At 61.9% G+C, this 12,154-nt stretch carries 12 protein-coding genes; 6 read left to right on the top strand and 6 right to left on the bottom strand.

Annotation, left to right across the window (positions count from 1 at the left end; all coding sequences use genetic code 11):
* The first annotated feature begins 33 nt into the window (after nucleotides 1-33).
* The gene (locus tag ACR0C9_RS07245; protein WP_480780684.1) at nucleotides 34-432 is read left to right on the top strand and encodes a DUF1499 domain-containing protein; all 399 of its coding nucleotides are present in this window, start codon (nucleotides 34-36) and stop codon (nucleotides 430-432) included.
* A 15-nt stretch (nucleotides 433-447) separates the two neighbouring features.
* Here ACR0C9_RS07245 and ACR0C9_RS07240 read toward each other — a convergent pair whose 3' ends face one another.
* Nucleotides 448-735, bottom strand: coding sequence for a hypothetical protein (locus tag ACR0C9_RS07240; RefSeq protein WP_170450133.1), 288 nt, complete (start codon nucleotides 733-735; stop codon nucleotides 448-450).
* A gap of 63 nt (nucleotides 736-798) precedes the next feature.
* Between ACR0C9_RS07240 and prfA the strand changes: the two genes are divergently transcribed.
* The 3 genes from prfA (at nucleotide 799) to ACR0C9_RS07225 (ending at nucleotide 3,522) form a co-directional block, all read left to right on the top strand.
* Nucleotides 799-1,854: a peptide chain release factor 1 gene (prfA, locus tag ACR0C9_RS07235; protein WP_170621922.1), complete on the top strand. Its 1,056-nt coding sequence runs from the start codon at nucleotides 799-801 to the stop codon at nucleotides 1,852-1,854.
* Entirely contained in the window at nucleotides 1,851-2,696 is an 846-nt protein-coding gene (prmC, locus tag ACR0C9_RS07230) for a peptide chain release factor N(5)-glutamine methyltransferase (protein ID WP_480708300.1), read from the top strand. Before prfA ends, prmC begins: the two co-directional genes overlap by 4 nt.
* A 241-nt stretch (nucleotides 2,697-2,937) precedes the next feature.
* Nucleotides 2,938-3,522 carry a DUF4167 domain-containing protein gene (locus ACR0C9_RS07225; RefSeq protein ID WP_170621921.1) on the top strand — a complete coding sequence of 195 codons (585 nt, stop codon included), beginning with the start codon at nucleotides 2,938-2,940 and terminating at the stop codon, nucleotides 3,520-3,522.
* 53 nt (nucleotides 3,523-3,575) lie between these two features.
* On the opposite strand, the gene rsmA is transcribed toward ACR0C9_RS07225, so the two are convergent.
* From rsmA to lptG, 5 genes are all read right to left on the bottom strand, one after another.
* Nucleotides 3,576-4,418, bottom strand: coding sequence for a 16S rRNA (adenine(1518)-N(6)/adenine(1519)-N(6))-dimethyltransferase RsmA (rsmA, locus tag ACR0C9_RS07220; RefSeq protein WP_170621920.1), 843 nt, complete (start codon nucleotides 4,416-4,418; stop codon nucleotides 3,576-3,578).
* Between the two features lie 84 nt (nucleotides 4,419-4,502).
* Nucleotides 4,503-5,468, bottom strand: a complete 966-nt coding sequence (gene pdxA, locus ACR0C9_RS07215) for a 4-hydroxythreonine-4-phosphate dehydrogenase PdxA (RefSeq protein ID WP_170621919.1) — start codon at nucleotides 5,466-5,468, stop codon at nucleotides 4,503-4,505.
* Complete coding sequence (locus ACR0C9_RS07210; protein ID WP_480780683.1) at nucleotides 5,465-6,718, bottom strand: peptidylprolyl isomerase; 1,254 nt, start codon at nucleotides 6,716-6,718, stop codon at nucleotides 5,465-5,467. The genes pdxA and ACR0C9_RS07210 overlap by 4 nt, the downstream gene beginning before the upstream one ends.
* Nucleotides 6,709-8,874 (bottom strand): LPS assembly protein LptD, encoded by a 2,166-nt coding sequence (locus tag ACR0C9_RS07205; protein WP_170450148.1) that lies wholly within the window; start codon nucleotides 8,872-8,874, stop codon nucleotides 6,709-6,711. The genes ACR0C9_RS07210 and ACR0C9_RS07205 overlap by 10 nt, the downstream gene beginning before the upstream one ends.
* A complete protein-coding gene (lptG, locus tag ACR0C9_RS07200) occupies nucleotides 8,874-9,974 on the bottom strand; it encodes an LPS export ABC transporter permease LptG (protein ID WP_170453017.1) in 1,101 nt (366 codons plus the stop codon). Before lptG ends, ACR0C9_RS07205 begins: the two co-directional genes overlap by 1 nt.
* Nucleotides 9,975-10,204: 230 nt before the next feature.
* Here lptG and ACR0C9_RS07195 point away from each other — a divergent pair, with 230 nt between their 5' ends.
* Nucleotides 10,205-11,671 carry a leucyl aminopeptidase gene (locus ACR0C9_RS07195; protein ID WP_480780682.1) on the top strand — a complete coding sequence of 489 codons (1,467 nt, stop codon included), beginning with the start codon at nucleotides 10,205-10,207 and terminating at the stop codon, nucleotides 11,669-11,671.
* A 3-nt stretch (nucleotides 11,672-11,674) separates the two neighbouring features.
* Nucleotides 11,675-12,133 (top strand): DNA polymerase III subunit chi, encoded by a 459-nt coding sequence (locus ACR0C9_RS07190; RefSeq protein ID WP_480780681.1) that lies wholly within the window; start codon nucleotides 11,675-11,677, stop codon nucleotides 12,131-12,133.
* Nucleotides 12,134-12,154: the final 21 nt, after the last annotated feature.

The following is a 12,154-nucleotide window of genomic DNA, read 5'->3' as shown; positions in this document are numbered from 1 at the left end:
GGATAGGCTGTCGGGAAAAGGTTGAGGTAGGTGATGAAGATAGCCCTTGGTTTGCTTCTTTTTCTGGCCGTTGGGATAGCGGCCTATATCCGATTGACACCGTCAGACCCAAAGCTCTGGCACGTGGCCCCTCAGGCCGATGCGGATCGTGACTTACAGGGCGGCGTTTTGCGTGTGGTTGAGGCGGGTCCGGATGGTCTGGCGCGTCTGGATGCGATTGCAAGGGCGGCACCGCGCACCACGGTTCTGGCCGGATCGGTTGGGGACGGGATGATCACCTACATCACCCGCACCAAGGTGATCGGCTTCCCGGACTACACGACGGCCCAACAGGATGGGGATGTCCTGCGCATTCACGGGCGTTTGCGCTTTGGCCGCAAGGATTTTGGAGTGAACAAGGCGCGGGTTGATGGGTGGTTGGGGCAGATGTGACGCCGCAGGTGTCGCTTAGGACGCGGCGGTGTCGGGCGCAGGTTCCAGATCCGGCCAGTCGGACGGCAAACCAGACGACAAGCACCCTTCCTGCACCTCGCGCCACATGGGCACATTCAGTGACATCTGGCATTGCGCCATGAACATGCGGCCATCGACCTGCAGGCAGATCATCTCACCCAGTTCAACGCGCGTGCCGGTTTTGTCGGTGCAATAACAGTCCTGAACCTTGCCATTCGGGCCGGTCACATCCGCCATAACAGGCGAGGCACACAGCAGTAATCCAAGAACAAACCGTTTCATGGGCAGAATCTTAGCACAAGGCTAGCCCTTGACCAAAGCCCCGGATTAAGAGACACCGCCGGGATGATCCCCGAAGAACGCCTTGAGCAGATAACCCAGCGATTCCAATACCTCGAAGCGGCCATGGCTGATGGTGCCTCGGGCGGGGACATTGCGGCTTTGGCCAAGGAGTATTCGGACCTCAAGCCGGTGGTTGACCAGATCATGGCGTGGCGTCAGCTGGTTGCCGATCTGTCCGAGGCCGAGGCGATGCTGTCCGACCCGGATATGAAGGAACTGGCCGAGGAAGAAATCCCGGAATTGCAGGCGCAGATTCCGCAAGCCGAACATGCGCTGCAACTGGCCTTGCTGCCCAAGGACGAGGCGGACGCCCGCCCGGCGATGCTGGAAATCCGACCCGGCACCGGCGGGGACGAGGCCGCGTTGTTTGCGGGGGACCTGCTGCGCATGTACCAGCGCTATGCGGAAAGTCGCGGCTGGCGGTTCGAGATTATCGAGGAACAGGCCTCGGATCTGGGGGGCGTCAAAGAAGTTGTGGCCCACATCAAGGGCGACAATGTCTTTGCCCGGATGAAATACGAATCCGGTGTGCATCGGGTGCAGCGCGTGCCTGAAACCGAAAGCGGCGGGCGTATTCACACCTCGGCAGCGACGGTGGCGGTTCTACCCGAGGCTGAAGATGTGGACATCCAGATCGACGCAAATGACATCCGCATCGACACGATGCGCAGTTCCGGTGCGGGTGGGCAGCACGTGAACACGACCGACTCGGCGGTGCGGATCACCCACTTGCCGACAGGCCTTGTGGTGACCAGTTCCGAGAAGTCGCAGCACCGCAACCGCGAGATCGCGATGCAGGTGCTGAAAACGCGGCTTTATGATCTGGAGCGGCAGCGGATCGACAGCGAACGCTCGGCCGATCGGGCCAGTCAGGTGGGGTCGGGCGACCGGTCGGAACGGATCAGAACCTATAACTTCCCGCAAGGCCGCATGACGGATCACCGCATCAACCTGACGCTCTATAAGCTGGATCAGGTGATGCAGGGCGATCTGGATGAAGTGATCGACGCACTGACCGCCGATGATCAGGCCCGGCTGCTGGCCGAGATGGCGCAATGACCGGGGTGCAAACAGCGGCACAGGCCATGGTGGCCGCCACGGCGCGCCTGCGGGCTGCGGGCGTGGAAGATCCGGCGCGGGACGCCCGTGTTCTGCTGGCCCATGCGGCGCGGATTGAAGCCAGTCGGGTCACTCTGATCGCGCCCGAAGAACTGCCGCCCGACATTGCCGAACGCTACGACCAGTTGATCTCGCTGCGCGCCATCCGGGTGCCAGTCTCGCATCTTCTGGGTGAGCGTGAATTCTATGGTCGCCGGTTCCATGTCAGCCGCGACGTTCTGGACCCGCGCCCCGAGACCGAAGCGCTGATCGAAGCCGCGCTGAGCGAGCCGTTCGACCATGTGCTGGATCTTGGTGTCGGCTCGGGCTGTATACTGATCACATTGCTGGCTGAACGCACCAGCGCAAGCGGGGTGGGCGTGGATCTGAGCGAGGCCGCCTGCCTGCAAACCAGCGCCAATGCGGTGCAGCATAATGTGCAAGCGCGCGCCGAAGTGCTGCGCTCGGACTGGTTCGAGGTAGTCGAGGGCAAGTTCGACCTGATCGTCTCGAACCCGCCATACATTGCGCTGACGGAAATGCCCGATCTGTCCCCGGAAGTGCGCGAGCATGAACCCCGGATGGCCCTGACCGATGAGGGCGACGGGCTTAACGCCTATCGCCATCTGGCCGCCGATGCGCCGGATTTTCTGCTGCCCGGCGGCCGCATTCTGGTTGAAATCGGCCCTACACAGGCCGCGCAGGTTGCCGCGCTGTTCGACGCCTCTGGTCTAGCAGATATCCGCGTGATCCCGGATTTGGAGGGGCGTGACCGCGTCGTGGGCGCGCGTCTGCCTGCTTGAAATCAACAGTATGAGGTCGAAAAACGCCGGTTTAGGTAAAAAAGCTGCGAAATATCCGAGAATCCTCTTGTCTGCCGGGGCAGGACATGTTTACTCAGGATTAGTCGGCGAGGTTGACGCTGTTGCAGCGCACCCCTGACGCCAAGCCCAAAAAAGTTGACTTCCCGTCATGGCAAACGCCGCAGAGCAGTGCAGAACACGGGTTGGTCGACAGCGAATGACAAGGCTGACGTAAAGTAAGATGAGATCTTCCAAATCCCGCTCGCGGGCCAAGAACAACCGCAATCGTCCTTCCGGCGGTAACGTCGTAAACCGTGTTTTTGACAGCTCGGGCCCCGAGGGCAAGGTGCGTGGCACGCCGCAGCAGATCATTGACAAATACAACCAGCTTGCCCGCGACGCTCAGTTGTCAAACGACCGTGTCGCAGCCGAGAACTTTCAGCAGCACGCGGAGCATTATCTGCGGATGCTGAGCGAGGCACAGCGCGAGATCGAAGCCCGCCGCGAAGAGCAGGAGCGCCAGAACCGCGAGCGTCAGGCCGAGCGTGACCGCGAACGCGCCGAACGGCAGGAACGCGAAGCCGCCCGTCAGGCCGACCCGGCCGAGGCACCGCAACCCGATGTGATGGATTTCTCGCCCGAGGCGTCGGCGCCTGAAAGCGGGTTGGTCGAAACACCGGAAAACAAAGGCGACGCCCAAACGGCTGAAGCGCCCGAGAAAAAAGAAAAACCCGCCCGTAAGCCGCGAGCGCGCAAGCCCAAGGCTGCGCCTGCGTCAGAGGGTGCGCCCAAAACGGATGGGGATACTCCGGAAGCGGCTGAGTAAATCCCGATAGACGATTTCAAAAAGCCCCGGACATTGTCCGGGGCTTTTTTTGTTCAGCGGTTCGTAATTTGGCGCGCCAGCGCACAAAAACCCTCAAGCGGGACTTGTTCGGCGCGTTCTGTGGGCTTGATCCCTGCTGCGATCAGGCGGTCTTCGATGTCGGGGGCCACGCCTTTCAGCGAGGCGCGCAGCATCTTGCGGCGTTGGTTGAAGGCGGCGGCCACAACACGCGACAGCGTGGCTGCATCGGCCGGATAGCGCGGCTCGGGCAGGGCGGTCAGGTGGACCACGGCGCTGGAGACTTTGGGCGGGGGCGTAAACGCGCCGGGGGGCAGTGACATGGCGATGCGCGCCTCGGCCCGCCATTGGGCGAGAATGGCAAGGCGGCCATAAGCTTTGCTGCCGGGTTGGGCGACGATGCGCTCGGCGACCTCGCGCTGGAACATCAGGGTCAGGCTTTGCCAGAAGGGCGGCCATTCGGGCGGGGTCAGCCAGCGGACCAGAAGCTCGGTGCCCACGTTATAGGGCAGGTTGGCGGCGACGCGGATCGGTGGCGTCAGATGTTCCAGCGGGTTGATTTCCAGCGCGTCGCCGTTGATCACCTTAAGCTGGCCCGGATACGCCGCGGCGATGTCGTTCAGGGCGGCGATGCAGCGGGTGTCCTTTTCCACTGCCACAACCTTGCGCGCACCTTCCGAAAGCAGCCCGCGCGTCAGGCCGCCGGGGCCGGGGCCGATTTCCAGAACGTCGCATTGGCTCAGATCCCCGGCCTGACGCGCGATCTTGGCGGTCAGGTTGAGGTCCAGCAGAAAATTCTGGCCCAGCGATTTGCGGGCCGACAGCTGGTGGGTCGCGATGACCTCGCGCAGAGGGGGAAGGGTGTCGATAGCGCTCATGATCCGGTTATCGTGGCGCGGGTTGATGGGGGAGCGCCAGAGATTTTTTGCCTCCGGCGGGGATATTTTCAGCCAGGTGAAGGATCAAGGGGTTTGTGCCATCTGTTGGGCGAGTTTCAGGGCCTCGATCAGGCTGGTGGGGTTGGCGATGCCTTGCCCGGCAATGTCCAGCGCGGTGCCGTGGTCGGGGGATGTTCGGATGAAGGGCAGGCCGAGGGTCACGTTGACGCCTTGGTCGAAATCCAGCGTCTTGATCGGGATCAGGGCCTGGTCGTGATACATGGCGATGGCCGCGTCATAGCGGGCGCGGGCGGCGGCGTGGAACAGCGTGTCTGCCGGATGCGGGCCGGTGACGGAGCAATCCTTGCTGTCCAGACCGGCGATCAGGGGCGCGATCCAATCCAACTCTTCGGTGCCCATCTTGCCGCCTTCACCGGCATGGGGATTCAGCCCCGCAATAGCGATCCTTGGATGCGCGATGCCGAACTGGCGGCGCAGCCCGTCGGCGGTCAGCGCGATTGTTTCGGTCAGCAGATCGGGCGTCAGTTCCTGTGGCACCCGTGACAGGGGGATGTGAATGGTGGCGGGAACAACCCGCAACTGCGCGCTGGCCAGCATCATCACAACGCGCTGTCGCCCCGCCAGTGCGGCCAGAAACTCGGTATGGCCCGGATAGGCAAACCCGGCCCCGTCGATCAGGGCCTTTTTGTGGATCGGCGCGGTGCAAAGCGCCGAGGCCCCGCCAGATTGCACTAGCGCCACGCCACGTTCGATCGCGTCGATCACGCTGGGGGCGTTGGCGGGGTCGGGCTGTCCGGGTGTGTTTTGGGCCGGGAAGTCCAGATGCAGTACGGGCAGCGCGTTTGGGCTGATCTGAACAGCTTCGGCCGGGTCGGCGATGTGTTGGGTTGGTGTGCCGGCGGGCAGGTGAGATGCGTCGCCGATATAGAAAAACGGGCAGGTGCCGCGCAGTTCAGCCCATGCCTTGGCGGCGATTTCAGGGCCAATGCCCGCCGGATCACCGCAGCTGAGCGCGATGGGGGTTGTCATTGCTCGGTTACGGATGCGTCGGCGCGCAGCTGTTCCAGCAGGCTTTCGGCAAAGGCTTGCAGGCGTTGCTGGGTCAGGGCGTTGGCGACATCAACGCGCGAGGTATCTTCACCCAGATCGCGGGTGCGGTTGCACAGCATCAGGAACATCAGCGTTTGCCCATTGTTGCGGGTCAGCGCCGTAGACACCTCGTTGCGGTCCAGCTTGGCCAGTTCCACGGCAACATCCTGCGGGATTTCCGATGGCGCGGCCTCGATCCGTTCCAGCACCTCGGCGGGTTGGTCCTTGGCGATGCCGTACAGGTCGTCGCACGTGTCAATATCTTCGCGCAGACGGGTAGCCTGGGCCAGCGTGTCACCGCTGCGCCCGCCGGGCAGGTAGTAGACCGCGTAGTCGATTTTCGAATATCGGGGCGCGCCGGTCGAGACCTCGCGAATACCGCGCATCTGGAACAGCGCGATGGCGTTGGGCAGGCCCACGGGCTCGGTGATCTCACCGTTTTCCAGTCCCAGAATCAAGGGTTGCAGCGCAGGTGGCAGGTTGGTGATGTTCAGCCAGTCCAGCCGTCCGCCATTGTTGCGGGTGGCAGCTGCCGAGTATTGCGCGGCGGCTGAGGAAAACGCGTCAAACCCTTGCAGGCGCGAGATTTCTTCGGCCAACAACTCGGTTTGTGCCAGGGTTTGCTGGTTCACCGGAATGATGATCTCGGACAGCAGGACCTGAAGGCCACCGCCGCCGCCCTGACCTAGGGCGCGGTTGATCTCGTCTTCGGTGGGGCGGGCCTGAGACAGAAAACGCGCGCTGATATAATCGCGCCAGGCCAACTGATCGGCCACGAAATCGCGTACCGTTTCGGGGTCGACGCCCGCGTCGCCCAGCAATTGCAGGAACTGATCAGTGCTGAGTCGGCCGCGCGCGGCGAATTCGTCGATGCCGACCTGCACGTCTTCGGGGGCGGCTTGAATCCCGGCCTCACGCATGGCTTGTTTGCGCAGACGTTCATCGATCAGGGCCTGCCGGACCTCGGCCTCGGTGCCGCCGGGGATGCCCAGAACGTTCAGGAACTGGATACGCTGTTCCAGCTCGTACCAGGTGACGATGTCCTGATTGACGCGGATCGCGGGTGAGAACAGGCTTTGGGCCCCCGACTGAGGGGCGGACAAGGCCAAGATGGCTGCTGCCAATGCCGAAGTAACCGGTTTGGAGCAACCGGAACGGAGAAACCTGACGAAACCTGTAATCAACTGCATTTTCTCTTGTATGTCTTTCCGCCGCCTTCAACGGCATATCCTGTCAGCGAAAGGGTAAACCCGAATTCGGTCGAAGGCTCAATAGTTGTTGTCGATGTAAAGCGCCTGCTTACGGACATGTTAACCTGCACGCACTCGTTCTGATAAGTCACGCCCAGCCCCAGACGAATGGGTTCCGAGGCAGCCAGATCATAGCGGGCCGAGGCGCGGGTCAGCCAGTTTTCGTCAACCCGGTAGCGCCCGCGCAGCCAGATTTCCGAAATCTCGTCATCCAGATTTTCAGCGGGATCCGCCTCTTGCCAGACATAGCTGCCGGTGATCGCACTGCCTTCACCGGTCCAGCCGCCGCGCAGCTCGGCCTTGGTAAAGCTAAAATCACCATCGATCAGCCCACGCCCGGCCAGCGACCAACCGTTGGCTGTATTGATCTGACCGGCCAGCAGCAGATCAGAGGTTGTGCCCTGTAGGCCCGAGGTCAGGTTGAAATTCGGGTCGGCTTCGCTGCGAAAGACCTGACCCACGGTGGCCAGCGCCTGCCAGCCGTTCGCCTTGTACCGCGCCCAGTTCACGCCAAAGACGGCGGTGGCCCCATCCTCGCGCTGGTCTTCTGCCGGGAAGCGGGACAGGGACAGCAGGTTGCCCTGATCGAATTCCTGAAACGTGCTTTCGTCGTTGGGTACATCGGTATCGGACACATCGGTCCAGCCGAACTGCGCGATCGGTTCCAGAAACTGGGTCGCGCCGGATTGTTCCCGGCGGGTCATCGGATAGCGCAGGGTCAGTGCCGCGCGTGGCGTTGCACGTGTGACCTGATCCGGGAACGCGCTGTCATTGCGGATGTCGAACGTATCCACCGATGTGCCCAGCTGCACGTCGGCCCGAAGCCCTGTGGCAAAGGTCCAGCTGCGCAACCATTCCGCGTCAAAGGTTGCACGCGCAATGTCACGGCCAACAATATCCTCGTCGCTGGTGCGTTCGTGGGCGTGAGTAATGAATCCCAGCCGTACTTCACCGCCGATGGCGTTGGGGAAATAGCGCCTTTCATAGTTCAGATCGAACACACGCGAGGGGATCTCATCCTGATCCTCGCTGTCGCGCAGGGTCTTGTAATGGATGAAACTGGTGCGGAACGCGGTGTCGCGTTTGATCCGGGTCAGCGCGATTTCGCTGCGCAGGCGGTCGAAATCCGGCAGGCCGTAATCGGCAAGATAGGCGTCATCGGATGTGGTGCGCAGATTGAAGCTCAGCCGGTAGTCGTTCTTGAGGTTGAAGAAACCGTTGGCGAACAAATAGCCGCGATCCTGATCCGGTTGCACATCATCGCGGGTAAACGCGCCTTCGATCTGAATGCGGCCGTTCTTGAAGGCCTGACGATAGCGATATCCCAGCGTTTTGGTCTGGGCCGACACATAAGGCGTCAGCGTCAGGTCCTTATGATCGCCGATTTTGAAGAAATACGGCACCTGCACGCCGGTTCCCAGTTGCGAGGTGCTGCGGATCGACGGCACCAGAAACCCGGTTGCCCGGTCAAGTGTCGGATCCGGCAGGCGCAGATAGGGGAAATAAAACACCGGGAAATCCAGCACCCGAAGCTGTGCGCCTTCGAAATACAACTGTCGTTCGAGCTGGTCGTGGATTACCCTGCGCGCCCTGATCTGCCACAGAGGCGGTCTGCCATTTGCGCAGACATGGCAGGACGTGGCCGAGACCTTGCTGAACTGCGTATAGCGCCCGGCCGCCCGATTGGCCTGAACCGAGGCGATCTGCACCTGCTGGTCAAACACCATCCGAGCGCCGATCAGCAGGCCGTTTTGAATACCTTCATCCAACTCGCCCGAATCCGCCAGCAGCGTGGTCTGTCCGGCCTGATCGATGCGGATCGGACCTTCAAGGACAAGCTGCCCGGTTTCCTGATCGAAAGTGACCCGTTGGGCGGTCAGTTTCACATCGCCCTGAAACGCCTCGACATTGCCTTCGGCGACCAGCTTTCGCTCGGGCGTGATGAAGATTTTGTCGGCCACCAGCAAGGCGGGCTGTTCCTGCTGCGCCGCTCCATCCGCAGGCGCGGGTCCAGGCGCGGTTTGCGCCTTCAACGCGGTGGTCGGGGCTGCAAAGACCAGGACACCTGCCAGCAGCGCAGATACGATGCGCGGCATTACCCGTCCTCCGCATGCAGCAACAGGCCAAGTGACAGGAATATGGCGGCAACGGGCGGGGCCCAGGCAGCGACGTAGATGGGCAATTGACCGTTTTCCCCAAGAATTTGCGCAAAATTGCGTACGAAATAGATGGCAAAGCCCAACAGAACCGCCGTCAGAACCGCCACACCGGTTCCACCGAAACGCACGTGGCGCATGGTAAATGCAGCGCCGATCAGAACCATCGACACCAGAAAGAAGGGGCGCGCCAGTTGGACTTGCAGCCAGACCTCGTACTGTTTGGTCGAGAATCCGGCCTCGCGCAGATCTTTGATAAGCTGCGGCAGGTCGTACACAGAAACGGAGTCCTGTTGGCCCAAAGTGTCCAGAATGCGCTGACGGGTCAGCGAGGTGGGCAGGTCCAGCCGGTCATGCTCGACCGCGTTCAGTTCAGGGTTCTGGCCGTCCTCAAAGTTCCAGACCTTGGCCTGCATCAGAACCCAGCTTCCATCGATCAGCCTGGCACGGTCTGCAACGATCTGTTGGGTCGGTTTGCCGTCCGGATCGAACGAGACGATGGTGACATCACGCAGGCGCAACTCATCCCCGTTCGACGTGCCTCGGGCGTGTATCACGGCCTGACCTGTGTCGGTGCTTTGACGCAGCCACAGGCCTTCGCTGCTGATCGACAGGGCGGAACTGCCGTTGTTGCGGTAGGAATCGGACAGGCGCTGATATTCCTCGGAGGTGGCTGCCGCGATCGGATTCAGCAAGGTCACGGCAAGCGCACCGATGATCAGCGCCAGCAGGACAGGGGCCACCAGCGCCCGGATGCCGGACCGACCCGTGGCCCGCGTCACCACAAGTTCAGAGGTGCGCGCCAGCCCCACGAACAGCGCGATAGTGGCCAGGATCACCAGCAGGGGCAGCATTTCGCTGATCGCGGCGGGCGTGTTCAACAAGGTCAGTTGCAACAAGCGGCCAAAGGAAAGGTCAACCTCGTTGAACCGACGTACCTGTTCGATCAGGTCGATCAGAATCATCAGGGTCAGAAAGATGCCGCCGATGACCAGAAAGCTTTGCAAAAAGCGGCGGGCGAAGTAGCGGTCCAGTATCACGGGCACAGCCCCGCTGGGCTTGCATCACAGGCAGTCTGGCCAAGGCCTGTCCCGCATATGGTCATGCGCGACGGCGTGTGCCTGCCGTTTAGTGCCACTGTCGTCTCCCCTCGAGCCTGCCGAATATTTTTTCAGGACTTTAATGCAATTGGTGGTCGGGGAAAACTGCTATCTGGTCAAGCCGGGCGACGCGGGCTAGGTCTTGGGGAACAGATTTTGAGGAGCGCGCAATGAGCAGTCTAGTCCCCATCCAGTTTCAGGCCTTCGACGTGGACGCGATGGCACAGGCCGAGGGGCGTGTCGTCGTCGTCATTCCCGCGGACCGAAAGCTGAGCCCGGCGGCCAAACGCGCCAATCGCCTGACGCGCGGGGCCGTGGCGCGGCTGCTGGAAAGCGACCGGTTTGAAAAGGTGAATGTCGGGGATGTGGTGTCGCTGGCCTGGCCAAGCGGAATGGCGGCCGAGGCGCTGGATATCCTGATCCTGCCGCGCCGCCCTGATGCAGATGAAGCGCGAAAGGCCGGGGCAAAGCTGGCCAAGCTGTCGGACAATCAACCTTTGCTGGTCATGGCCGGAAATCTTGCCCGCACCGAGGATCTGGCGTTGGGCTTTGCCCTGCGTTGCTATGATTTTGACGCGCACAAAACCAAGGAAAGCGACGCGCCGGGCACGGTCACGATCAGTCACCAGAAACCGGACGAAGTCGAAGCCGCCTTTGCGCCGATGTATGCGGTCGCCGACGGTGTGCGGATGACCCGCGACCTGACCAACGAGCCCGCAAATGTGCTGACCACCACCGAATTCGCGGATCGTTTGGCCGAGATGGCCGAGCTGGGTCTTGAGGTCGAAGTGCTGGACGAGGACAAGCTGGCCGAACTGGGCATGCGCACATTGCTGAGCGTCGGGCAGGGTTCGGACAGCCCGTCGAAAGTGGTCGTCATGCAGTGGAATGGCGGTGACAAGGACGATGCGCCTCTGGCGCTGGTCGGCAAGGGCGTGGTGTTTGATACCGGTGGTATCTCGCTGAAACCGGCTGGTGGCATGGAAGACATGACCATGGATATGGGCGGTGCGGGTGTTGTTGCGGGCACCATGCGGGCGCTGGCCAAACGCAAGGCCAAGGCCAATGTGGTCGGGCTTGTCGGGTTGGTCGAGAACATGCCCTCGGGCAATGCCACACGTCCCGGCGATGTGGTCAAATCGATGAAGGGCGACACGGTCGAGATCATCAACACCGATGCCGAGGGGCGTTTGGTGCTGTGCGACGTGATGTGGTACGCGCAGGAGCGGTTCGAACCGGTGGGCATGATCGATCTGGCGACCCTGACTGGTGCGATTATCATCGGGCTTGGGCATGAAAATGCCGGTGTCTTCTCGAACAATGACACGTTCTGCGATGCCTTCCTGAAATCGGCGCAGGCCGAGGATGAGGGCGCATGGCGGATGCCGCTGGGTGAGGCGTATGACAAGCAGTTGAAATCCCGCATCGCTGATATGAAGAATGTGGGCGGACGGCCCGCAGGCTCGATCACGGCGGCGCAGTTCCTGCAACGGTTCGTCAAGGATGACACGCCGTGGATTCATCTGGACATTGCCGGGGTGGCGTCGGTCGCGTCCGAGACCTCCTACGCGCCCAAAGGGGCCACTGGCTGGGGTGTCCGTGCGCTTAGCCGCTTTGTGCAGGACAATTTCGAGTAAACCATGGGGGCCGTCTATTTCTACCACCTGACCCAGAGGCCGCTGGAGCACACTTTGCCGGTGCTGCTGGACAAAGCGCAGCAAGCCGGGTGGCGGATTGCCGTGCGGGGCACCGATCCCGCCCGGCTGGACTGGCTGGATGAAAAGCTGTGGCTGGGGCCCGAGGAAGCGTTCCTGCCCCATGGCCGCGCAGGCGGGCCGCACGATGCGATGCAGCCGATCCTGCTGACCTCGGACATGCACGCGGCAAATGACGCCACCTGCGTTATGTCGGTGGATGGGGCTGCGGTTGAACCGGATGAGGTTGCCACGTTGGATCGGGTCTGCATCCTGTTTGATGGCAATGACGAACAGGCCGTTAACCATGCGCGCGGACAGTGGAAAGCCCTGACCGGCGCGGGGTGTTCGGCACAGTACTGGTCCGAAGAATCGGGCCGTTGGGAAAAGAAAGCCGAGGCGTAACGCGCGGCTGTCGCAAATTTC

Source organism: Ruegeria sp. C12 (genome assembly GCF_056537745.1).
This window is presented reverse-complemented; position numbering and strand designations above follow the sequence as displayed.